This is a genomic window from Aquabacterium soli, assembly GCF_003933735.1.
GTDB classification, from domain to species: Bacteria; Pseudomonadota; Gammaproteobacteria; order Burkholderiales; family Burkholderiaceae_C; genus Aquabacterium; species Aquabacterium soli.
On sequence record NZ_RSED01000014.1, the window covers coordinates 65,210 to 87,988 of the forward strand.

At 66.4% G+C, this 22,779-nt stretch carries 15 protein-coding genes; 4 read left to right on the plus strand and 11 right to left on the minus strand.

All coding sequences use genetic code 11. The features are described 5' to 3' along the window. Positions 1 to 19: 19 nt before the first annotated feature. Both EIP75_RS16880 and ssuE read right to left on the minus strand, forming a co-directional pair. Positions 20 to 1,000, minus strand: coding sequence for a sulfonate ABC transporter substrate-binding protein (locus tag EIP75_RS16880; protein ID WP_125244456.1), 981 nt, complete (start codon positions 998 to 1,000; stop codon positions 20 to 22). A gap of 59 nt (positions 1,001 to 1,059) precedes the next feature. After that, a complete protein-coding gene (gene ssuE / locus EIP75_RS16885; protein ID WP_125244457.1) occupies positions 1,060 to 1,692 on the minus strand; it encodes an NADPH-dependent FMN reductase in 633 nt (210 codons plus the stop codon). A 252-nt stretch (positions 1,693 to 1,944) separates the two neighbouring features. On the opposite strand from ssuE, the gene EIP75_RS16890 reads away from it, so the two are divergent. Further along, positions 1,945 to 3,204: a sigma-54 interaction domain-containing protein gene (locus tag EIP75_RS16890; protein WP_125244458.1), complete on the plus strand. Its 1,260-nt coding sequence runs from the start codon at positions 1,945 to 1,947 to the stop codon at positions 3,202 to 3,204. A 21-nt stretch (positions 3,205 to 3,225) separates the two neighbouring features. On the opposite strand, the gene EIP75_RS16895 is transcribed toward EIP75_RS16890, so the two are convergent. The 9 genes from EIP75_RS16895 to EIP75_RS16935 form a co-directional block, all read right to left on the minus strand. Continuing rightward, positions 3,226 to 4,701 carry an efflux transporter outer membrane subunit gene (locus tag EIP75_RS16895; protein WP_233584919.1) on the minus strand — a complete coding sequence of 492 codons (1,476 nt, stop codon included), beginning with the start codon at positions 4,699 to 4,701 and terminating at the stop codon, positions 3,226 to 3,228. 9 nt (positions 4,702 to 4,710) lie between these two features. Further along, positions 4,711 to 7,878, minus strand: a complete 3,168-nt coding sequence (locus tag EIP75_RS16900) for an efflux RND transporter permease subunit (protein WP_125244459.1) — start codon at positions 7,876 to 7,878, stop codon at positions 4,711 to 4,713. After that, positions 7,875 to 11,009: an MdtB/MuxB family multidrug efflux RND transporter permease subunit gene (locus EIP75_RS16905; RefSeq protein ID WP_125244460.1), complete on the minus strand. Its 3,135-nt coding sequence runs from the start codon at positions 11,007 to 11,009 to the stop codon at positions 7,875 to 7,877. The genes EIP75_RS16900 and EIP75_RS16905 overlap by 4 nt, the downstream gene beginning before the upstream one ends. Before the next feature lie 12 nt (positions 11,010 to 11,021). Beyond that, positions 11,022 to 12,380 carry an MdtA/MuxA family multidrug efflux RND transporter periplasmic adaptor subunit gene (locus EIP75_RS16910; protein ID WP_125244461.1) on the minus strand — a complete coding sequence of 453 codons (1,359 nt, stop codon included), beginning with the start codon at positions 12,378 to 12,380 and terminating at the stop codon, positions 11,022 to 11,024. 130 nt (positions 12,381 to 12,510) lie between these two features. Further along, complete coding sequence (locus tag EIP75_RS16915) at positions 12,511 to 13,770, minus strand: hypothetical protein (protein WP_125244462.1); 1,260 nt, start codon at positions 13,768 to 13,770, stop codon at positions 12,511 to 12,513. A gap of 20 nt (positions 13,771 to 13,790) precedes the next feature. Further along, positions 13,791 to 14,225, minus strand: a complete 435-nt coding sequence (locus EIP75_RS16920; protein ID WP_199758624.1) for an ExbD/TolR family protein — start codon at positions 14,223 to 14,225, stop codon at positions 13,791 to 13,793. A 33-nt stretch (positions 14,226 to 14,258) separates the two neighbouring features. After that, positions 14,259 to 14,681 carry an ExbD/TolR family protein gene (locus EIP75_RS16925; protein ID WP_125244463.1) on the minus strand — a complete coding sequence of 141 codons (423 nt, stop codon included), beginning with the start codon at positions 14,679 to 14,681 and terminating at the stop codon, positions 14,259 to 14,261. Between the two features lie 34 nt (positions 14,682 to 14,715). Next, positions 14,716 to 15,588: a MotA/TolQ/ExbB proton channel family protein gene (locus tag EIP75_RS16930; protein ID WP_125244464.1), complete on the minus strand. Its 873-nt coding sequence runs from the start codon at positions 15,586 to 15,588 to the stop codon at positions 14,716 to 14,718. Between the two features lie 96 nt (positions 15,589 to 15,684). After that, entirely contained in the window at positions 15,685 to 16,314 is a 630-nt protein-coding gene (locus EIP75_RS16935; protein ID WP_125244465.1) for an energy transducer TonB, read from the minus strand. A 355-nt stretch (positions 16,315 to 16,669) separates the two neighbouring features. On the opposite strand from EIP75_RS16935, the gene EIP75_RS16940 reads away from it, so the two are divergent. The 3 genes from EIP75_RS16940 (at position 16,670) to EIP75_RS16950 (ending at position 22,741) form a co-directional block, all read left to right on the plus strand. Next, on the plus strand, positions 16,670 to 19,891 hold the full coding sequence (locus tag EIP75_RS16940) for an efflux RND transporter permease subunit (protein ID WP_125244466.1): 3,222 nt from the start codon (positions 16,670 to 16,672) through the stop codon (positions 19,889 to 19,891). Positions 19,892 to 19,908: 17 nt separating this feature from the next. Then, entirely contained in the window at positions 19,909 to 21,123 is a 1,215-nt protein-coding gene (locus EIP75_RS16945) for an efflux RND transporter periplasmic adaptor subunit (protein WP_125244467.1), read from the plus strand. A 160-nt stretch (positions 21,124 to 21,283) separates the two neighbouring features. Beyond that, positions 21,284 to 22,741, plus strand: coding sequence for an aryl-sulfate sulfotransferase (locus EIP75_RS16950; RefSeq protein ID WP_233584920.1), 1,458 nt, complete (start codon positions 21,284 to 21,286; stop codon positions 22,739 to 22,741). The last annotated feature ends 38 nt before the right edge of the window (positions 22,742 to 22,779 follow it).

A 22,779-nucleotide genomic window follows, 5' to 3' on the forward strand; every position in this document is an offset into this window, starting at 1 on the left:
CCGCGGGTGGATGGTTGGTTTACTTGGCGACGCCCGGTGGCAGCGCGTCAACGATGCGGATGGGCTTGGGGATCAGGTTGAGGGCCTGGAAGGCATCGGCGATCTTTTGCTGCTCGGCCGCGGTCTTGGCGTTGATGGGCTGGATGCCGTAGGCGAAGCGGCTCACGGCCAGCTCGGTGATGGGACGGTCCAGGCCGATCTGCGGGCCCAGCACGTCGGTCACGGCGGCCGGGTTCTTGGCGGCCCACACATCGAGCTTCTCGAGCTCGTTGATGATGGCCTTGACCACCTGGGGGTTCTTCTCGGCGTAGGGGCGCGAGGCCAGGTAGAACTGGGTGTTGGCGACCAGGCCCTTGCCATCGGTCAGCACGCGGGCACCGATCTGCTTCTCGGCCGCGGCCAGGAACGGATCCCAGATCACCCAGGCATCGACGCTGCCACGCTCGAAGGCGGCGCGCGCATCGGCGGGTGGCAGGTAGACGGTCTGAATGTCGCTGTACTTGACTCCGGCTTTTTCCAGCGCCTTGACCAGCAGGTAGTGCACATTGGAGCCCTTGTTCAAGGCCACCTTCTTGCCCTTGAGCTCGGCCACGCTCTTGATGGGCGAGCCCTTGGCCACGACGATGGCTTCGGCTTCAGGGGCCGGGGGCTGGTTGGCCACGTAGACCAGGTCGGCGCCGGCGGCCTGCGCGAAGATGGGTGGGGCTTCGCCCACGGTGCCGAAGTCGATGGAGCCGACGTTGAGGCCTTCAAGCAGTTGCGGACCGGCGGGGAACTCCACCCAACGTACATCCACCTTGATCTGGGCCAGGCGCTTTTCGAGGTCGCCCTTGGCTTTGAGCACGGTCAGCGTGCCGTACTTCTGGAAGCCGATGCGCACGGTGGTGTTTTGCGCCCAGGCCGTGGTGGCAGTGAACGCACTGGTGGTGGCGAGGGCGGCGGCCACGGTCCAGCGACTGATTTTGTGGGCCAGCGCGCGGCGGGTGTGAGTGCGTTGCATCGAGAAGGTCTCCTGTCGTGGTATTGATGACTGCATTGATGGCTGTGATGAATCCGGCTTCAGGCGCTGATGCGCACGCCCGCGGGCAAGGGGTGTTGCGGTGCAGACTGCTTCGGAAAGGAATTGAGCGTGGCGGGCAAGGGGTGCAGGCTGGGCACGGCGGCCAGGCGGCGGTGCAGATGGCCAGCAGCACGGGCCAGGCGCTCATCGATGTCTGGCGTGCTGGCGTAACCGTGCGCTTCATGGCGCGGCAGTTGCGCATCGGTGGCGTAGACGGTGTCGACGATCTCGCGGGCACCCAGGGCCGAGAGCACCGGCTTGAGCGCGTAGTCCACCGCCAGCAGGTGGGCCGAACTGCCCCCCGTGGCCAGCACCACCACGGCCTTGCCACGCAGACCATCCTGCGGCAGCAGATCCAGGAACACCTTGAGCAGACCGCTGTAGGCTGCCTTGTAGATGGGCGTGGAGATCACGACGATGTCTGCCGCTGCCACTCGGGCCAGGGCATCCTGCAAAGTGATGTCGCTGAAATCGGCGTGCAGCAAGGCCTGGGCGGGCAGGTCGCGGGCACGCAGGCTGTCCAGCTGCAGCAAGGGGCCGTCCTGGGCCGTGAGCAGATCCTGGAATCGCTGCAGCAACCAGCCGGAGCGCGAAACGGCGGTGGGGCTGCCGGAGAGGCCGATGATCTTCATGGTGATCTTCTGTTTGTCATTGAGCCGGTGTGAACCGATGGGCTGAACGATAGCCAGGGCCCCATATGTCGCCAACAAATGTTTGCGGAGATGCTTCCGCGGTTTGCGCATATGGTGCAAAGCGCATGAGCTAGTGCCATTCGCGCACATACCCTTCCAAGCTCAGAAAACGCAGTTCCGTATTGCGGACAACTGTCTTAAGGTCTCGTCTTTCCCAGAACACCGCCCCCAAAGCCCACGGAAGGCCCCGCCTTGGACACTGTGCTGACCCTGCCGGAATCCCCTGCCGCGCCTCTGTCCATCCGTGCCAAGGCGCTGGTCTTCCACGATCCAGGCTCCCAGGCCTTGCTGTTGCATGTGGAACGCATCGCCCGCAGTGAAGCCACGGCCCTGATCACCGGTGAAACCGGCACGGGCAAGGAGCTGATCGCACGGCACATCCATGCCACCAGTGGACGCACCGGGCCTTTCGTGCCCGTCAACTGCGGTGCCTTCAGCGAAACCCTGATCGATGCCGAACTGTTCGGACATGAGTCGGGCGCCTTCACGGGGGCGTCGCAGGCGCGTGCGGGCTGGTTCGAGGCGGCCCATGGCGGCACCCTGTTCCTTGATGAGATCGGTGATCTGCCCATGTCCTTGCAGGTCAAACTGCTGCGGGTGCTGCAGGAGCGCCAGGTGGTTCGCCTGGGATCGCGGCGCAGCATTGCGCTCGATGTGCGCCTGGTGGCGGCCACCAACATCGACCTGGCGCGCGCCGTCGAGGCGCAGCATTTCCGTGCCGATCTGTACTACCGCTTGAGTGTGGCCACCGTGCGCCTGTCGCCGCTGCGAGAGCGGCGGGCCGACATCCTGCCATTGGCGTGGCATTTCATCGCCGTGTACCGATCGCGGCTGGACCTGGCCGAGGTGCAACTCAGTGAAGAGGCGCAGCAGGCCCTGCTGGCCTATTCATGGCCGGGCAACATCCGCGAACTCGAGAATGTCATCCACTTTGCGCTGATCGTCTGCCGGGATCACGTGATCCGCACGGAGGACCTGAAGCTCGTGCCTCTGGGTGCGCCAGTCGAAAAGGCTGCACTGCAGCAGGGCGCAGCCTCGCAGGCCGCGTGGGGACGAGGAGGCCTGGCCCCGACCGCCGGCGGTGGGGCCGTGACGCGCCATCCAGCCGATGCCGCAAGCGTTGGCGTTGGCGTTGGCTCGGGTGGCCGTGCTCTTGCAGACGATGCTGCGCCCCTTGATCGCCTGGCCCAGGCCTGGAGCGAGTTGATCGCCGAAGGCCGGCGTGACCTGTTCAATCTGGTGGAATCCACCTTGATCCACACGGCCTATCGCCTGTGCGGGCAGAACCAGGTGCGCACGGCGCGAAGCCTGGGCATCACCCGCAACATGCTGCGAACGCAGCTCAAGCGGCATGGCCTGCTGGGTGGTGACGCGGATGATCCGGCATCGGGCGCGGACGTCCATGATCCGGACCTGCCCGCTGAAAGCCCGGCTGGTCAGGCAGCAGGTTGAGACGCGTGCCTGCGGCCATCTTCACTGGCCGTTGGCGGCCAATCGTTCATCCTGTGCCGGATCCCATCGGCCGGCGATGTTGCGCAGGAGGTGGCTGGCGGCGGTGAGCTGGCGTGCCCGGACATCCAGCAAGGTGCGCTCGCTGACCAGCGCGGTGCTTTGGGCCGTGACCACGTTGAGGTAGCTGACCGTGCCGACCCTGTATTGATCCTGCGTGATCTCCAGGTTGCGCAAGGCAAAGCCCAGGGCCTCTCGTTGCAGATCGGCTTCTTGGCGCAACCGGGCGGTCAGCACCAGGTTGTCTTCGACCTCCTGCAACGCGTTGAGCACGGTCTGGCGGTAGTTGGCGGTGGCCTGGTCGGCGCTGGCCTGGGCTTGTTCCGTGGCTGCACGCCGGGCCCCTCCATCGAAGAGCGCCAGGGCCAGGGCGGGCCCCAGGGACCAGAACCGGTGTGGCGCACTGAGCAATCCTTCGAGCGCGCTGTTCCGGTACCCGGCCGTGGCACCCAAGGTGATGCTGGGGAAGTAGGCGGACCGGGCCACGCCGATCTGTGCGTAGGCTGCGCGCACGCGCTGGGCCGACGCATTGATGTCCGGGCGCCGCTCCAGCAGCGTGGATGGCAGGAGGGAAGGCACCGTGGGCGCCTCCGGCAGGCCGGCCGTGGCCGCCAGGCTCAGCGTCGATGGGGCTTGCCCCAGCAGCACCGCGATGGCGTGCTCCAGCTGTGCCCGCTGAGCGCCCGCCTCGATGCCTTGCGCCTGGGCTGTCCGCAACTGGGTCTGTGCCTGAAGCACGTCCGTGAGCGGGGCCACGCCAGACTGGTGGCGAGCCTGGGTCAGCTCCAGCGAGCGCTGGTAGACCGCGATGCTGCGCTCGATCAGTGCCTGCTGGGCCTCGGCCGTGCGCAGGGCAAAGTAGGTCTGGGCCAGCGTGGACTGGGCCGACAGGCGCGCTGCAGCCAGGTCCTGAAGGCTGGCCTGGTAACTGGCTTGTGCGCCTTCCACGCCGTGTGACAGCCGCCCCCACAGGTCGAGCTCCCATGCTGCCGTGCCAGACAGTGACACCGTGTTGCGCGGCGGCTGGCTGCCGCTGTTGTCGCTGTTGAGGCTGTCACCTCGGGTGGCAGAGGCATTGAGCCCCAGCGTGGGCAGGCGCGCTGCCTGGTTGCTGCTCAGCGCGGCGCGCGCCTGCGTCACCTGGGCCAGCACGGCGTGCAGGTTCTGGTTGCCGACCACCAGGCGGCTTTGCAGGTCGTCGAGCACAGGGTCGTTGAACAACTGCCACCACTGGTCCGGCACCGTGACAGCCTGAGTGCCTGCGTCTGCCTGCTGCCACGGGCCGATCTCCTTGAAGCTCAGTGGCACGGGGTCGGGCTCGGGTGCTGCGACGCGGGTGGTGTTCGCGCAGCCGCTGAACATCAGGGCCGCCAGACACGCTGTGCACAGGGTCGTCAGGGCGGAGGGGTGAGCCTGCATGGGGCGGGAGAACATTGTCATTGAAGGAGGTCAGGCGGGCAAAGGCGCATCGCCATGGGTGGTGGGCCACGCAGGGGGTGTTGGCGGTGGTTCGGCGGCGACATGTGCGGCTGTGGTCGGCGCCTGGCTCTGGCGAGCACGCCGGGTGCGCAGCCGATCCATGCAGGTGAACACCACTGGCGTGGTGTACAGCGTGAGCAACTGGCTGAGCACCAGGCCTCCGACCACGGCCATGCCCAGTGGTTGCCGCAGCTCTGCGCCTTCGCCATGGCCCAGCGCCAGTGGCATGGCGGTCAGCAGCGCAGCGATGCTGGTCATCAGGATGGGACGCAGCCGAAGGCGTGCGGCACGGTGGATGGCCTGGGCTGCGCTGAGCCTGGCGCCGGTGGCTCGGGCCCGCTGCTGCCGAGCGATGGCCACGTCGATCATCATGATGGCGTTTTTCATCACGATGCCGATCAGCAGGACGACGCCCAGCAAGGCCACCATCGAGAACTCCGTCTTGAACAGCATCAGGGCCAGCAGGGCGCCCACGCCGGCCGAAGGCAGGGTGGACAGGATGGTGATGGGATGCACCAGGCTTTCATACAGCATGCCCAGCACCAGGTAGATCGCGACCATGGCGGCCAGGATCAGCAAAGGCTGGCTGCGAAGCGCTTCCTGGAAGGCGTTGGCCGTGCCTTCGAAGGTGCCACGCAGTGACACGGGCACGCCCAGTTCGCTCATCGTGCGATTGACCGCTTCGGTGGCACGCGAGAGCGATCCTCCCTCTGGCAGGTTGAAGCTGATGGTGGTGGCCACCGAGCCCTTCTGGCGGCTGACGGACAGGGGGGCCAGCGTCGGCTCTACCCGGGCCACGGTGCGCAGGGGCACCTGGGCTCCCGAGGCGGTGCTCAGCTTGAGCTGGTCCAGCGATTCAGGGCCCTGCAGATAGGGCTCGTCCAGCTCCATCACCACACGGTACTGGTTGCGCGGGTTGTAGATCACGCCCACCTGCCGCTGCCCATAGGCGTTGTTCAGCGTGTTGTCGATGGTGCGCATGGTCAGTCCCAGCCGGCTGGCCGCATCGCGGTCGACCACCAGAGAGGTCTGAAGGCCCCGGTCACGCTGGTCGCTGTTGATGTCGGTCAGCTCGGGCAGCCTGGCCAGCGCGTTTCGCACGCGGGGCTCCCAGTAGCGCAGGTCGGCCAGCTCATCGGCCTGGAGCGTGTACTGGTACTCGGCGCTGGAGCCGCGCCCGCCGATGCGGATGTCCTGCCCCGCACGGAGGTACATGCTGGCCCCGGGGAGCTTGTCGAGCTTGAGGCGAAGCCGGTCCACCACCTGCTGGGCCGACACGTCGCGTTCGGCCCGCGGCTTGAGCGACACCACCACACTGGGACCGCCGCGCTGGCTGCCACCGATGTGGCCGGTGGCATGCGCCACCGCAGGGTCCTTCTGGATGATGCCCATGAAGGTGTCGAACTTGGCCTTGGCGATCTGGAAAGAGGCCCCTTGTTCGGTGTCCATGCCGCCCACCAACCGGCCGGTGTCCTGCTGTGGCAGGAAACCCTTGTCGATCACCTGGTACAGGTAGACGTTGAGTCCGACCACCGCGGCCAGTGCCAACAGCGCCACGGGCTGGTGCCGCAAGGTCCAGCGCAGACTGCGGCCATAGGCGTGGTGCAACCGTCGAGGCAGGGTAGAGCGGGATTTCAACAAGGCGCCTTGGCCCCGCACGGCGGGTTTGAGCCAACGCGCCGCCAGCATGGGCGTGGCGCTGAGGGACACCAGCAGCGACACGACGATGGCCCCCATCACCACCACCGCGAACTCGCGGAACACGCGGCCCACGATGCCGCCCATGAACAGGATGGGGATGAAGGCCGCCATCAGGGCCAGGCTGATGGACACCAGCGTGAACCAGATCTCGCGCGTGCCGTCCAGTGCCGCCTGCAGCGCGGTCTTGCCCCGGTCAAGGTGGCGGCGGATGTTGTCCAGGACCACGATGGCGTCGTCGACGATGAAGCCGGTGGCCACCGTCAAGGCCATCAGCGAGATGTTGTTGATGCTCAGGCCAAGCGCATACATCACGCAGAAGGTTCCCGCCACGGCCACGGGCACCACCACGCTGGGGATGGCGGCGGCCCGCAGGTTGCGCATGAAGGCGTAGACCACCACGATGACCAAGGCCACCGCCACGGCCAGCGAGGCCTGCACCTCGCGCAGGGACGCGCGGATGGTGGGCGTGCTGTCCATGGTCACCGACAGGTCCACAGAGGGCGGGATCAGGCCGCGCAGGCGAGGCAGCAGTTCATGCACCTGGTCGGCGGTCTTGACGATGTTGGCGCCAGGCGAACGGTAGAGGAACAGGAGCACGGCAGGGCGCGCATCGGCCAGGCCGTGGGCACGCTCGTCCTGCACGGAATCCGTCACCTTGGCGACATCCTGCAGCCGCACGGCCGCACCATTGCGATAGCTCAGGATCAGCGGGGCGTAGTCGGCCGCCGTACGGGCCTGGTCGTTGGCGCCGATCTGCCACTGCTGATCACCATGCGCCACGCTGCCTTTGGGCCGGTTGGCGTTGGCCGTGGTCAAGGCCACGCGCACCTGGTCGAGGGCCAGGCCGTTGGCGGCCAACCGGTTCGGATCCACCCGCACGCGCACGGCTGGCAGGGAGCCCCCACCCACGGCCACATCGCCGATGCCATCGACCTGGGACAGGCGCTGCGCCAGGGTGGTGGATGCCGCGTCGAACACCGCACCGGCGCCCAGCGTGTCCGACGTCAGCGCCAGGATCATGATGGGCGTGTCCGACGGGTTCACCATCCGATAGGTCGGATTGCCCGGCAGGCCGGAGGGCAGCAGTGCCCGAGAGGCGTTGATGGCCGCCTGCACATTGCGCGCGGCGGCGTTGACATCGCGGTCCAGCTCGAACTGCAGTGTGATGCGGCTGCTGCCCAATGAAGACGACGAGGTGATCTCGGTGACACCGGCGATGCTGCCCAGGGCCCGCTCCAGCGGCGAGGCCACGGTCGAGGCCATGGTCTCGGCGCTGGCGCCCGGCAGGGAGGCAGACACCGAGATGGTGGGATAGTCCACCTGCGGCAGCGGCGCGATCGGCAGCAGGAAGAAGGCCAGAACGCCCGCCAGGGCCAGGCCCAGGGTCAGCAGGGCCGTGGCCACCGGGCGCAGGATGAAGATGCGCGACACGTTCATGGGTGGGCCGCCTCGGTGCCGTCCGTTGTGCCTTTCGCGGCGTTGTCATCGGTGCCGGCGGTTCGCCGCGAAAACCGTTGAACCAGGGCATCGAACTGCAGGTAGATCACCGGTGTGGTGAACAGCGTCAGCAGCTGGCTCACGATCAGCCCGCCCACCATCGTCACGCCCAGCGGGTGGCGCATCTCGCTGCCCACGCCGGTGCCCAGCATCATCGGCAGGGCCCCCAGCAGTGCGGCCAGCGTGGTCATCAGGATCGGCCGGAATCGCAGCAGGCAGGCCTGGCGGATGGCATCGAGCGGCGACATGCCCATCTCCCGCTGGGCTTCCAGCGCGAAGTCGATCATCATGATCGCGTTCTTCTTGACGATGCCGATCAGCAGCACGATGCCGATCACGGCGATGATGCCCAGATCCAGCCGCGAGGCCATCAACGCCAGCAGCGCGCCCACCGCAGCCGAGGGCAGGGTGGACAGGATGGTCAGGGGATGGATGGTGCTTTCATACAGCACGCCCAGCACGATGTACATGGTGACCACGGCGGCCAGCACCAGCAGCAGGGTGTTGGTCAGCGAGGCCTGGAAGGCCCGGGCCGCGCCCTGGAAGTGCAGCTCCACACTGGGCGGCAGGGGCTGCGCGGCCTGGTCGGCCTGGATGACGGACACCGCCTCGCCAAGCGACACGCCTGGCGCCAGGTCGAAGGACACGGTGGCGGCCGGGAACTGGGCCAGGTGGTTGATCACCAGGGGCGCAGCCCGCTCGGAAATCCGGGCCACGGTCGACAGCGGCACCTGCGCACCGTTGGCCCCGGTGACATACAGGTTCTCCAGCGAACGGGGGCCCAGCTGATGCTCCGGATCGGCCTCGAGCACCACGCGGTACTGAGAGGCCTGCGTGAAGATGGTGGACACGATGCGCTGGCCGAAGGCGTTGTACAGCGCCGCGTCGATGGCGGCCACCGTCAAGCCCAGGCGGCCCCCGGCGTCGCGGTCGATCTCCACATAGGCTTGCAGGCCGCCGTTCTGCAGATCAGAGGTCACCTCGCTGAACTGCGGCAGGGTGCGCAGGCGTGCGACCAGTTGCTCGGCCGCACGCGACAGTTCACCGTGATCGGGCGAGCTGAGTGTGAGCTGGTAGGGCATCTTGGCCACACGGTCTTCGATGGTCAGATCCTGCACCGGCTGCAGGTACAGCGCGATGCCGGGCAGCTCGCGCGCCGCGCCCGACAGCCTGCGGCCCACCTCGTGAGCCGACTCGCCTCGCTCGGCCAGGGGCTTGAGCGAGATCATCAGGCGGCCACTGTTGAGCGACGCGTTCACGCCATCGACACCGATGAAGGAAGACACGCTCTCTACGGCCGGGTCGCGCAGGATCAGCGCGGCCAGTTGGCGCTGCCGATCGGCCATCGCCCCATAGGACACCGAGGGCGCGGCTTCCGTGATGCCGAGAATGGCGCCGGTGTCCTGCCGCGGAAAGAAGCCTTTCGGCACGGCGAGGTAGAGCAGCACGGTCAAGGCCAGCGTCAGCACGAAGCCCAGCATGGTCAGGGCCTGGTGCCTGAGCACCCGGTCGAGCAGGCGGGCATAACCATTGACCGCACCATCCAGCACGCTGCCCACCCACTGGTGGAAGCGTCCGTGCGATTCAGGCGGCTTATGCTTGAGCAGCCGGGCGCACATCATCGGGGTCAGGGTCAGGGAGACTACCGCCGAGATGAGGATGGCCACGGCCAGCGTGATCGCGAACTCATGGAACAGGCGTCCGACCACATCGCCCATGAAGAGCAGCGGGATCAGCACGGCGATCAGCGAGATGGTCAGGGAGATGATGGTGAAGGCGATCTGCCTGGATCCCTTGAGGGCCGCGGCCATCGGCGACTCGCCTTCTTCCACGTAGCGCGCGATGTTCTCGATCATCACGATCGCGTCATCGACCACGAAGCCGGTCGAGATCGTCAGCGCCATCAAGGTGAGGTTGTTGATCGAGAAGCCCGCCAGGTACATCACGCCCAGCGTGCCGACCAGTGACACCGGCACGGCCGCGGCCGGGATCAGCGTGGCACTGGCACTTCGCAGGAACAGGAAGATCACCATCACCACCAGCGCGATGGCCAGCATCAGCTCGAACTGCACGTCGCGCACGGACGCCCGGATCGTGACGGTCCGGTCGTTCATCACGCGGACATCGATGGAGGCGGGCAGGGTGGCTTGCAGCTGAGGCAGCAAGGCCTTGACCCGATCGACCGTCTCGATCACGTTGGCCCCGGGCTGCCGCTGCACGTTGAGGATCACGCCCGCGGTGGTGTCTGCCCAGGCGCCCAGGCGCAGGTTCTCGGCATCGTCCACCAGCCGCGCGACATCGCCCAGGCGCACGGGCGCGCCGGCCTTGTACGCGATGATCAGCCGGTGGTAATCGGCCGCAGAGCGCAACTGGTCGTTCGCATCGATGGTGGAGGCGCGGGCTGCGCCATCGAAGCTGCCCTTGGCCTGGTTGACATTGGCATTGGCGATGATGGTGCGCAGGTCTTCGGACGACAGGCCCAGCGAGGCCAAAGTCACCGGGTTGACCTGGATGCGCACGGCGGGACGCCTCCCCCCGGCGATGGACACCAGCCCCACCCCCGAGGTCTGCGAGATCTTCTGCGCCAGCCGGCTTTCCACCAGCTCATGCACGCGGTGAACCGGCAACGAGGGCGAGGTGACGGCGATGGTGAGCACAGGGGCATCGGCCGGGTTCACCTTGCTGTAGGTGGGCGGCATCGGCAGATCATTGGGCAGCAGCGAGGTGCCTGCGTTGATGGCCGCCTGCACCTGCTGCTCGGCCACATCCAGCGCCACGTCCAGCGAGAAGCGCAGCGTGATGACCGACGCCCCCCCGGAACTCGACGAGCTCATCTGGTCCAGGCCTGGCATCTGTCCGAACTGGCGCTCCAGCGGCGCGGTGACGCTGGACGCCACGACATCCGGGCTGGCCCCTGGGTAAAGCGTGCTGACCTGGATGGTGGGGTAATCCACCTCGGGCAGGGCTGACAGTGGCAGCAGGCGCCAGGCCATCAGCCCGGCCAGCATCACAGCGACCATCAGCAATGCCGTGGCCACTGGTCGCTCGATGAACAAGCGGGAGGGGTTCATGGTGTGCGCCGATCAGCCTGCGTTGCCGCGCGGGGCGTTGCCTTTGGGCCGCCGCTGGTTCTGGACTGGCAGATCTCGGGCCGACGCCTCGACGATGGCCACGGACGAGCCATCGCGCAGGCGTTCTGCCCCATCGACGACGACACGTTCCCCGGCCTTCAGGTTGCCGCGCACGCCGATCCAGTCGCCATCGAGAGCGCCCGTCTGCACCGTGCGCAGCGCCACGGTGGTGTCCGGCTTGAGCACATAGACATAGGCGCCTTGTGCGCCGCGCTGCACCGCAGCACCTGGCACGGCCAACGTGCCCTCATCCGTGCCCAGTTGCAGCCGCACATTGACGGACTGGTTGGGAAACAGGCCGCCATCGGCGTTGGCGAACAAGGCCTTGAGCTTGATCGTGCCCGTGCCCGCATCGATGGCATTGTCGGTACTGCCAACCTTGCCGTCGGCCAGCTTGAGCTTGAAATCGCGGTCCCAGGCTTCCACGCCCAGCGGGGCACCGGCCTTGAGCTTGCCGGCGATCAGGGGGATGTGTCCGTCGGGCACCGCGAAGACCACGTTGACCGGTTGAGTCTGAGAAATCGAGACCAGGCCTTGAATGTCACTGGGGCGGACCACATTGCCCAGATCCACCTGCTTGAGGCCGACGCGGCCCGAGATGGGGGCGGTGATGCGGGTGTACGACAGCTGCAGCTGTGCGTTGTCGACCGCGGCCTGGTTGGCCTGGACCGTGCCTTGCAACTGCCTCACCAAGGCATCCTGGGTGTCGACCTGCTGCTTGGCGATACCGTCCTTGCCGAGCAGCTCCCTGAACCTCTCCAGGTCGAGCCGTGCGTTCTGAAGCTGGGCCTGGTCGCGTGTCAGCTGCCCTTGTGCCTGCGCCAGCGCGATCTGAAAGGGGCGTGCGTCGATCTCCGCCAGCAAGTCGCCCGCCTTCACCCATTGGCCTTCCTGGAAGTGGATGGCCTTGAGCTCGCCCTCGATCTTGGGTTTCACCAAGGCGGTGTTGGCAGCGGCGATGGTGCCGATGGCCGCGACGGTGATGCGGATGTCCTGGCGGCGGACTTCGGCCAGTGACACGGGTTGCGGGCGAGGGCCGCCAGCGCGTTGGCGCGTACCGGGGCCAGTGCCCTGCGCGCGAGCGCTGGCACCGAGGCCTGGCCCACCTTGACCTGCCTGGCTGCTGGCATCGCGCGAGTGGCTTGCCCACGCCCACCAACCGGCTCCCACGCCAAGGGCCAGCAGGATGCCGATCAACCAAGGGGAGGCCTTGCCATATTGGGATGTGGGTTGATGGGCCTGATGGTGTCGGGACAGGAGTGGACGCAGCGTGCCGGGCTGGGCGAAACGCGCGATGACAGTGGGGCTCATGCTGGGAAACCGGGGACAGCTTGTGTTGTCTTTGTACGAATCCAGGCCCCTGACGCAGCAACGCTCTCCCGAGCCGACAGGTCGGCCTCAGGAGAGCGCAGGGCGCCGATGGGCGAGGTGGTGAGGTGCTTTAAGCGGCGTTGCTGGGCTTGCTGCGTGCAAACAAGGACCACAGGCGGGCGAGTTCTGCTGCGCCGTCGGTGCCAGTCACGGTGCGGAAGGTGGCGTGTGCCTGGCTGGTGTTGCCGCTGAGCACCTGGGCGATGCCATAGCGCAGTTTGCTGGCTTCGGCAGCGGCCAGGCCGCCCTTGCTGAGGCCTTGCTGCATCAGGCTCAGGCCCTTGGCACTTTCACCGCTCAACGCCAGGTTGAAGCCCAGCTTGACCAGGGCATTGCCATCGGCTGCGGCAATGGCCTGCGCTTCGACGCCAGGTTGCGCAGCCTTGTCCTCGGAGCTGCGCTTGGTCAGCAGGTCACGCAGGCGTTGCTGCCGTTCGGCGCCCGGGCCGGAGCCCAGCACGCCCGAGGCATAGCCCTTGTCCAGCACCTGCTTGCCTTCGGCGGGGTAACCCGCCTGGGCGGCCAACTGGGCCATCTCAATGTAGTCGTTGGCATTGCGCAGACTGCCCGTGGCCAGTGCCAGGCGGTAGGTGTCCAGGGCGAACTTCTCGCTGAAGTTGGGCTTGCGTTGCAGGCGCGACAGCAGGTCACCCCAGTATTCCTTCTTGGGGTAGTAGGTCAGCAGCTTTTCGACGGTGTAGACGTACTTGTCGGTATCGTTGAGCTTGGAGGCCGTGGACAGCAGCAGCTTGAGACTGGCCTCGGAGGGCGGGCCTCCGGCCTTTTCCGAAGCCTGCACTTCGGATGTCAAGGCCTTGGCAGCGCCGGTGTAGTCGCCCGACAGGTATTGAGCCTGCACCAACAGCGTGCGGACGGAAGCGCTGTTGCCGCCTTCCTTGTAGTAGCGCTGCCCCAGCTGGTTGGTCTTGGCATAGTCCTGGGCGCGGTAGGCGCTGCCGGCCAGCGATTCGAGGTAGCGCAGCTTTTCGGGCTGTGCCAGCTTGCCGCTCTTGTCCAGCGCATCGAGCGACGCCGTGGCTGTGTTCAGATCACCCGCGCCAGAGGCTGCAGCCAGGCGCATGCGCTCGATGGTGAAGCTCTCCTGGGCGTTCTTGCCCGACACGGCGTCTGCATCACGCACCTTGGCCAAGGCTTCCTTGAACTTCTGTGCCTTGATCAGGTCCTGCGCGGCTTGAAGGGGCTTGCCCACTTCGGGGCGCAGGCCTTCGGCAGCCTGGACTGCCAGGCCCGTGCCCAGCACGAGCGCGGCGATCAGGGCGCTGGCCGTGCGCGCCTTGCGTTGGGGGGGGAGGGTCGTGGTCGTCGTCATGTCGGTGCTCCTGGTGGCGGCTACTTGATGAACTGCTCGTTGCCGATCACGCCAAGGCGGGTCACGCCCAGGCGCTGTGCACTGGCCAGCACGGTGGCCACGGCGTTGTACTCGACAAGCTTGTTGGGACGGATGTGCACCTCGGGGTGATCCGCCTGCGTGGAGGCCTGGCGCAGGCGCGCCTCCAGGTTCGCGTGGTCGGGAACGGTCTCGCCGTTCCAGCTCACCGTGCCATCGAAGTCGATGTCCACCGTGATCACTGGTGGCGGTGGTGCGGTGGGCGGCGGCGGTGTGCCGGTCGGCATGTTCAGGTTGACCGAGTGCAGTTGCACGGGAATCGTGATGATCAGCATGATGATCAGCACCAGCATCACGTCGATGAGCGGCGTGGTGTTGATGTCCATCATCACTTCGGGTTCGCTCGAGCTGCTGCCCGAGCCGATGTTCATGCCCATGGGGGTCCTCTGTGTCGTGTGCCGAAGGCGGGATCAGCCCTTGGCCGCTGGCTGCGTGACGAAACTGATCTTGCTGATGGCTGCCCGCTGCGCGGCAAACACCACGCGGCCGATGAACTCATAGCGAGCTTTCTGGTCACCGCGGATGTGCACTTCCGGCTGGGGCTGCTTCACAGATGCCGCCTTGAGCCGGTCGAGCAGGTCATCAGGCCCCTGGACCGCCTGGGCGTTCCAGAACACCTGGCCTTCCGCATCGACCGCGATCTCGATGTTCTCGGGCCGGGTCTGGCGGGCGATGTTGCTTTCCTGGGGCAGCTTGACGGGGACCGTCTGCGTGACCACCGGGATGGTGATCAGGAAGATGATCAGCAGCACCAGCATCACGTCCACCAGCGGCGTGGTGTTGATGGAGGCGTTGACTTCGTCGTCGCCGCCGGATCCGATGGAGATGGCCATGGGCGCTCCTGTGTGTGGCTTGGGCAGGAAACGCTCAGCGGGCCGTCTTGGCACCGATCAGCACGCCGTGCAGGTCGGCACCGAAGCCGCGCACGGCGTCCAGCGTCACCTTGTTGCGGCGCACGAGCCAGTTGTAGCCCAGCACGGCGGGCACGGCGACGGCCAGGCCGATGGCGGTCATGATCAGGGCTTCACCCACCGGGCCCGCCACCTTGTCGATGGAGGCCTGGCCGGCGATGCCGATGGCGGTCAGTGCGTGGTAGATGCCCCAGACCGTGCCGAACAATCCGATGAAAGGGGCGGTGGAGCCGACGGTGGCCAGGAAGGCCAGGCCGCTTTGCAGGCGGGCCTGCACCTCGTCGACCGAGCGTTGCACGCTGGTGGTGATCCAGGTGTTGCGGTCGATGTGTTCGGTCAGTTCGCCCTCATGGTGGTTGCTGGCGGTGATGCCCGATTCGGCCACGAAGCGGAAGGCGCTGCCTTCCTTGAGCTTGCCGGCGCCTTCCTGCAGATTGGCGGCCTTGAAGAAATTCTTGCGGGCATCCTTGGCCTCGCGGCTGAGCTTGAGGCTCTCATACAGCTTGGTGACCAGGATGTACCAGCTGCCGATGCTGAAGATCACCAGGATCAGCAGCGTGCCCTTGGCGACGAAATCACCCTGGGCCCACAGGGCACCAAGGCCATAGGGGTTGTCGACCGTTTCCTGGCTGGTGGGAGCGGAAAGACCCGGCTCCGAGGTGTCGGCCTGGGCCAGTTGCACCGCCGGTGCTGCACCGGTGGTGGCTGTGGCCGTGGTGGCTGGTGCGGCCGGGGCGGCCTGCGCGAAGGCCACGTGCGGAGCGATGGATGCACCTGCGGCGGCGGTCACGGTCAGGGCGGCGATGATGGACTTCAAACGAGGGAACATGTCAGGAATCTCCGGGAAGCGGCTCTTGTGTAGATGTGCTGATAAACAGGAACTTGAGGGAACGTGAGGGCGGGCTTCTGGAAGGCCGCCTGACGCTCAGTCGGCGGTGAACTGGAAGTTCTGCACGGCCACCTGGTCGTGGCCGACGTCGGCGCAGCTGTACTGCATCAGCGCAGTCCTGACCGAGGCGTCGAACAGGCCTTTGGGTGTGGAGCTGAGGATCTCGACGTTGGCAACACGGCCGCCGCGGATGGTGATGCGGGCACGGACGGTTCCGGCCACACCTTCCTGGCGGGCGCTGCGAACGGGTTCCACGCGCTTGGGGCACGCCACGCCCAGTTGCACGGCGGCAGGCGCGGGCGGTGCGGGCGGTGCTTCCACGGCGGGCGCAGGTGCCGGTGTGAAGGGCACCGGGGCTGGAGGAGGCGTCGGCACCGTGGCGACGATGGTGGGGGCCGGTGGCGGCGCCGCCACGGTGATGTCGGGCGGCGGGATGTACGGCGGTGGTGGCGCCTCCAGCCGGGGCGGAGGCACGACCTCCGCAGGCGGAGGTGTTTCCTTGATCTCTTCGATCACCTTGGTCTCGATGGGTGCACGCACCACGTCCACCACCTTCTTGGCCAGTCCCGAGACCAACGCGTAAACGACGATCACATGGAACAGGACGACCGCGGAAATGCCGACCAGGTTCTGGCGTGGATCCGGCTGCGATTGCGAGAAATTCATGGCTGTCTGGGTGCGGACATTGAAGGGGGAGCAGGGCGGCAAGCCCGTGGACATGGGCGAAACCCTGGAACAGCCGCGATGGTATGAAGCGACCAGACGCGAATCAACTGCGCATTTCATATATGAAATCGTGATTCCGTCATGGGCCATCGGGTGGGGTGCAAATGCTGTTGCTGCAGCAGCAGCGACGCAGCAGGCTGCTTGAAATCAGGCAGCAGGGCAGATGCTTTTTCAGCGTGCGCTCACCTTGCCCATAGCCATGCGCACTGTCCGAAGTCCTGGCTCGAAGCTTGCAAACTTGTATCTCTTGTTCTCAACAACAGGGCGGCCCCCGCACCACATGCGGGGATGAATCATGTGGATTGTTCAGATCGCGCTGCGCCGCCCCTACACCTTCATCGTCGCGGCGCTGCTGATCCTGCTGGCGGCACCGCTGGCCTTGCGCAAGATGCCGGTGGATGTCTTCCCGGAGATCGACATCCCCGTGGTGGCCATCATGCTCAGCTACAACGGCCTGACGGCCAAGGAGATGAGCGAGCGCATCGTCACCCCGGTGGAGCGGAACCTGGCCAACGCGGTCAGCGACATGGAGCACACCGAGTCGCAGACCGCGGCCGGGCTGGGCATCATCAAGGTGTTCTTCCAGCCCCAGGTGGACACGGCCACGGCCATCTCGCAGCTGGTGGCCAGCACGCAGGCGGCACTGCGCTCCCTGCCGCCAGGTGCCACGCCGCCGACCATCGTCAAGTACTCGGCCACCGACCTGCCCATCCTGCAGCTGGGCGTCAGCAGCAAGACATTGAGCGACCAGGAGCTCAACGAGCAGGCGTTCAATGTGCTGCGCACCCGGCTGATCACCGTGCCGGGTGTGGCCGTGACGGCGCCCTACGGGGGCAAGAGCCGCCTCGTGTCGGTCGACATCAACCGCCAGGCGTTGATGGCGCGGGGCCTGTCACCGGTGGACATCGTCAACACGCTCAGCGTGCAGAACCTGATCCTGCCCTCGGGCACGGCCAAGATCGGCGGCCTGGAGGCCAGCGTGACCCTCAACGGCTCGCCCGACACCATGGCCGCGCTGGGCGACATCCCCATCACGACGGTCGATGGCGCCACGGTGTACGTGCGCGATGTGGCCCAGGTGCGCGATGGCTACTCGCCGCAGAACACGGTGGTGCGCCGCGATGGCGAGCGGGGCCTGCTGATGACCGTGTTGAAGAACGGCGGCGCCTCGACCCTGGACATCATCAAGGCCATCCGCGAAGAGCTGCCCCGCGCGGTCAAGACCCTGCCGGAAGATGCGAACGTCACCGCGCTGGTGGACCAGTCCTCCTTCGTGACGGCTGCGATCAACGGGGTGGTGCATGAGGCCCTCATCGCCGCGACGCTGACGGCGGCGTTGCTGCTGCTGTTCCTGGGCAACTGGCGCAGCACCGCCATCGTGGCGGCGTCCATCCCTCTGTCGATCTTCTGCGCCGTCATCCTGCTGCACCTGATCGGCGGCAGCATCAACATGATGACACTGGGTGGGCTGGCCTTGGCGGTGGGCATCCTGGTGGACGACGCCACGGTCGAGATCGAGAACGTCGAGCGGCATCTGCACATGGGCAAGCCGCCCATCCAGGCCATCCTGGACGGGGCGGCCGAGATCGCCGCGCCGGCCTTCGTGTCCACCCTGTGCATCTGCATCGTGTTCGTGCCGATGTTCTTCCTGGAGGGCGTGGCCGGGCGCCTGTTCGTGCCGCTGGCCCAGGCGGTGGTGTTCGCCATGATGTCGTCCTACGTGCTTTCGCGCACGCTGGTGCCTACGTTGGTGATGTACCTGATGCGCCACCAGGCGCAGCAGCATGAGAAGCAGGCCGGGCAGGCGCCGCGCGAGCCGGGCCGCCTGCGGCGCATCCACCTGGGCTTTGATCGCTGGTTCGAGCGTGTGCGCGCCGGCTACTCAGAGGTGCTGGCCTCGCTGCTGCTGCGCAAGCGCGTGGCCGGTGGCTTGATGCTGCTGTTCTGCGTGGCCTCCTGCGGGCTGTACGCCGTGCTCGGGCGGGATTTCTTCCCGGTGGTGGATGCCGGCCAGATCCGCCTGCACGTGCGCGCTCCCCTGGGCACACGCCTGGAAGAGATGCCGCCACTGGTCGACCGCATCGAGGCACGCATCCGCCAGGTGATGGGCAGCAGCCAGATCGGCAACATCGTCGACATCGTTGGCGGGCCGTATTCGCCCTACAACACGCTCTACAACAACAACGGCGCCTTCGACAGCAGTGACGTGGAGATCATGATCTCGCTGGCCGAAGGCCATCGGCCGACTGCCGAGCACATCCGCGCGCTGCGGCAGGCGCTGCCACGCGATTTCCCGAGCCATGAGTTCTATGTGCAGCCTGCCGACATGGTCAGTCAGACGCTCAACTTCGGCCTGAGCGCGCCCATCGACATCCAGATCCAGGGCAACAAGACGGCCGAAAACCTGGCCATCGCCACCGAGCTCCTGAACCGGGTGCGCAAGATCCCTGGCGCAGCCGATGTGGTGATGCTGCAGCGTTTCGATCGCCGCGCCATCGCGCTGGAGATGGACCGCTCCCGCTTGGCGCAGACGGGGCTGGTGGCCCGGGACGTGGCGCAGAGCGTGATGGTTTCGCTCAGTTCGAGCTTTCAGACCGCGCCCACCTACTGGATGAACCCGAACAACGGCAACATCTACAACGTGGCGGTGCAGACACCCCAGCACGAGGTCGACAGCCTGGAGGCTGTGATGAGCATACCGGTCAGCTCGCCCGTGGGGGGCGGCGCGCACGATGCCCAGTTGCTGGGCAACCTGGTCCAGGTGAAGCCTTCCAGCCAGCAGGGCAACGTCTCGCACTACAACATCGTGCCGGTGCTGGACATCCTGGCCAATGTGGATGGCCGTGACCTGGGATCGGTCTATGCCGACATCGAGCGTGAGATCGAGGCCGTTCGGCCCAAGCTGGCCCGGGGCTCCGAGATCACCGTGCGTGGGCAGGTGGTCACCATGCAGCAGGCGCACGCGAGCCTCGCAGCTGGTGTGGCCGTGGCCATCGTGCTGGTCTACCTGCTGATCGTCGTCAACTTCCAGTCCTGGCTCGATGCCCTGATCATCATCGCGGCCCTGCCAGCGGGCCTGGCCGGGATCGCGTGGATGCTGTTCCTGACCGGCACGACCCTGTCCGTGCCGGCGCTGACCGGCGCCATCATGACGGTGGGCGTGGCCACGGCCAACAGCATCCTGGTGGTGTCCTTTGCTCGCCAGCGGCTGGCCAGCGGTGTGCCGCCCCTGAGCGCTGCGCTGGACGCCGGCGCGACCCGCATGCGCCCGGTGCTGATGACGGCGGTGGCCATGATGGTCGGCATGACGCCGATGGCCCTGAGGCTGGGGCAGGGCGGTGAGCAGAACGCACCGCTGGGCCGTGCCGTCATCGGCGGGTTGTTCCTCTCGACGGTGTCCACGCTGATCTTCGTGCCCTTGGTGTTTGGTGGCCTGCACGATTGGCGCCAGCGCCGTGCGGCCAGGCATGCCTCTCTGCCGGGCGGTGCGCCTGCGCTCGTTCCCCATGCATCCTGAGCTTCAGTGATTTCGCCATGAATGCCTTGCCTTCTTCATCCCGCCGCGCCGTGAAGCGCACCGTCCAGGTCGGCATCGCTGTGCTGCTGTTGCTGACCGGCGGTGCCAGCCTGCGGACCTACCTGCACCTGGCCCAGGCCCGCCAACTGGACGACACGACCCGGGAGCAGGCTGTCCGTAGCCTGCTCACCACCCGGGCCAAGCTGGCGCCCACGCAACGCAGCATCACCTTGCCGGCCACCTTGCGGGGCTCGACCGAAGCCGCGGTGTATGCACGCACCAGCGGCTACCTGCAGCGATGGACGCGCGACATCGGAGAGGCCGTGAGCAAGGGTGAGTTGCTGGCCGTGATCGACACCCCCGAGGTGGACCAGGATCTGGCGCAGGCGCTGGCTGGCCGCGAGCAGATCAAGGCACGGTTGGCCCTGGCCTCATCGTCATTGGGGCGCTGGGAAGGCCTGCGCGAGCGCGATGCGGTGTCGCAGCAGGAACTCGATGAACGTCGTGCGGCCCACCAGCAAGCCAGCGCCGATCTCGCGGCCACCGAGGCGCAGATCAGGCGTCTGCAGCAGTTGCAGAGCTTCAACCGCATCACTGCGCCCTTTGATGGCGTGATCGTGCGACGCGAGATCGAAACCGGCGCACTGGTGTCTGCCGGCAGTGGCACGGCCACGCGCGAACTGTTCTACATCGCCCAGACCAACCCCTTGAAGCTGACGGTGGCCGTGCCACAGGCCTATGCGTCCGGCGTGAAGGTCGGGCAGCAGGTGGATGTGCGTCTGGTGGAACGAGGCGGTCAGCCCATCAAGGGTACCGTGGCCCGCTCGGCGGGCGCGATCGACACGGCCACACGCTCCATGCAGGTGGAGGTCGTGTTGCCCAACAAGGGTGGCGACCTGCTGCCTGGCGCCTATGCAGAGGTCTCGCTGCCGCTCAAGGGTGGTGGTGCAGGTGGCATGTCGCTGCCACCTCAGGTGCTGCAGTTCCGTCAGGATGGGCCTCGCGTGGCCGTGGTCACGGCGGGCGGCACGATCGATCTGAGGCCGGTGAAGCTGGGACGCGATTTCGGCCGCAGCATCGAGGTGCTCTCGGGTGTGACGCCCGAGGACGCCGTAGTGCTGAATCCACCCGATGCCATCGAGCAGGGCGAAACTGTACTGGCTCGTGAGGCGCCCGTGGAAGCGCCCGCCAAGTCCGGGTCTGCGCCTGCCAAGCGAGAGAACAAGGGCTGATCAACGGCCATTCGCAGGGCAGGGCTCTTCATGCGAAGAGCGGATGTGTGCGTGTGCAACATGAGGGTCTCGCTCATATGCATGTGTGAATTCCTTCGTTGGATGAGCGGGAGTGCGTCGCTAGAGTGCGAGGCCTCTTGTCCCTACTGGAAATCGCTCCATGCCCCGCACCGATCTGCCGTCGTCTTCACGCTTGTCCGCCCCCGCTCGCGGCCGTCGATGGGTGGCAGCCTGCGTCGTGATGGGGCTGACGACTCTGGCACATGCTTTTCCCAGCGTGTACCCCACGGGCGTGACGCGATATGACCCCAGCAAGGCCTGGAACGGTTATGTGCTGTTTTCGGCGCAGGACAAGCAGACGCACCTGATCGACATGAACGGTAACGACGTGAAGGTCTGGCCGTATGAGGGCTTCCCATCCGTGTTGCTCGACCCGGCCGTGAACAAGGGACGGCGCGGCCACGTGCTGGTGCAGCTGGCCAACCAGGCGGGTAATCAGGGCGGGGGCAATGGCCTGCGCAACCAATCGGTGGGCGAGCTCGACTGGAACGGCAAGGTCGTCTGGGAGTGGAAGGGCGTGGGCGTGCAGGATGCCTACGGTGGCACCGGCGTGGCCACGGAAGGCACTGCGAGCGCAGGATCAGCGCGCCAGCACCATGACTGGCGTCGGCTGCCCAACGGCAACACCGTGATCCTGGTCAACGTCGTGCGCCCGCTGGCAGGGTTCAAGGCCGACAAGGTGCTCGACGATGCCATCTACGAGGTCACCCCCTCCGGGCAGATCGTGTGGCAATGGACGGCCGGTGATCACCTGTCCGAGTTCGGGTTCTCGGCCGACTCACTCAAGTTGCTGAAAGACACGCTGACGCGTGGTGACAAGACGGTTCCGTTCGACTACCTTCACTTCAACAATCTGTCAGTGGTCGGGCCGAACAAGTGGTTCGATGCCGGCGATCAGCGCTTCCACCCGGACAACCTGCTGTTCGACTCGCGCAATGCCAACATCATCGGCATCATCGATCGCAAGACAGGCGCCATCGTCTGGCGCCTCGGCCCTGATTACCCTGCGGCCAATCCCGCCACCAGCAACAAGCTGCCACGCCCGGTCGACCAGATCATCGGCCAGCATGATGCGCACATCATCCCGCACGGCCTGCCGGGCGCGGGACATCTGCTGGTCTTCGACAACCAGGGCGAAGCCGGTTATCCCCGTGTGGGCCCGGGTACACAGGCGCGATCACGCGTGCTGGAGATCGACCCTGTCAAGAATGAGATCGTCTGGCAATACACAGGCGCCAATTCAGGGCGCGTGGCCTGGAGCTTCTACAGCTCCTTCATCAGCAGCGCCCGCCGTCTGCCCAATGGCAACACCCTGATCGATGAAGGCATGAATGGCCGCGTCTTCCAGGTCACGCCCAAGGGCGAGATCGTGTGGGAGTACGTGAGCCCCTATTTCGGGGAAAGCCGAAACGGTGGCGATGGCCAGGCCGTGCAGACCAACACCCTGTACCGCGCGCAGCCTGTCCCGTACGACTGGGTGCCGGCCGGCACGCCGCGCACCGAGAAGGCGGTGCAGGCTCCGGACATCCGCACTTTCCGGATCCCTGCGCAGCCCTGAGTTGCCAGAGCATTGCGTCATCTCCCGCTGTAGCTGTC

Excerpts from the sequence above, each read along its gene's own strand:
- EIP75_RS16880 (WP_125244456.1), bottom strand. The coding sequence starts at position 1,000 with ATGCAACGCACTCACACCCGCCGCGCGCTGGCCCACAAAATCAGTCGC.
- ssuE (WP_125244457.1), bottom strand. The coding sequence starts at position 1,692 with ATGAAGATCATCGGCCTCTCCGGCAGCCCCACCGCCGTTTCGCGCTCC.
- EIP75_RS16895 (WP_233584919.1), bottom strand. The coding sequence starts at position 4,701 with ATGACAATGTTCTCCCGCCCCATGCAGGCTCACCCCTCCGCCCTGACG.
- EIP75_RS16900 (WP_125244459.1), bottom strand. The coding sequence starts at position 7,878 with ATGAACGTGTCGCGCATCTTCATCCTGCGCCCGGTGGCCACGGCCCTG.
- EIP75_RS16905 (WP_125244460.1), bottom strand. The coding sequence starts at position 11,009 with ATGAACCCCTCCCGCTTGTTCATCGAGCGACCAGTGGCCACGGCATTG.
- EIP75_RS16910 (WP_125244461.1), bottom strand. The coding sequence starts at position 12,380 with ATGAGCCCCACTGTCATCGCGCGTTTCGCCCAGCCCGGCACGCTGCGT.
- EIP75_RS16915 (WP_125244462.1), bottom strand. The coding sequence starts at position 13,770 with ATGACGACGACCACGACCCTCCCCCCCCAACGCAAGGCGCGCACGGCC.
- EIP75_RS16920 (WP_199758624.1), bottom strand. The coding sequence starts at position 14,225 with ATGGGCATGAACATCGGCTCGGGCAGCAGCTCGAGCGAACCCGAAGTG.
- EIP75_RS16925 (WP_125244463.1), bottom strand. The coding sequence starts at position 14,681 with ATGGCCATCTCCATCGGATCCGGCGGCGACGACGAAGTCAACGCCTCC.
- EIP75_RS16930 (WP_125244464.1), bottom strand. The coding sequence starts at position 15,588 with ATGTTCCCTCGTTTGAAGTCCATCATCGCCGCCCTGACCGTGACCGCC.
- EIP75_RS16935 (WP_125244465.1), bottom strand. The coding sequence starts at position 16,314 with ATGAATTTCTCGCAATCGCAGCCGGATCCACGCCAGAACCTGGTCGGC.
- EIP75_RS16940 (WP_125244466.1), top strand. The coding sequence starts at position 16,670 with ATGTGGATTGTTCAGATCGCGCTGCGCCGCCCCTACACCTTCATCGTC.
- EIP75_RS16945 (WP_125244467.1), top strand. The coding sequence starts at position 19,909 with ATGAATGCCTTGCCTTCTTCATCCCGCCGCGCCGTGAAGCGCACCGTC.
- EIP75_RS16950 (WP_233584920.1), top strand. The coding sequence starts at position 21,284 with ATGCCCCGCACCGATCTGCCGTCGTCTTCACGCTTGTCCGCCCCCGCT.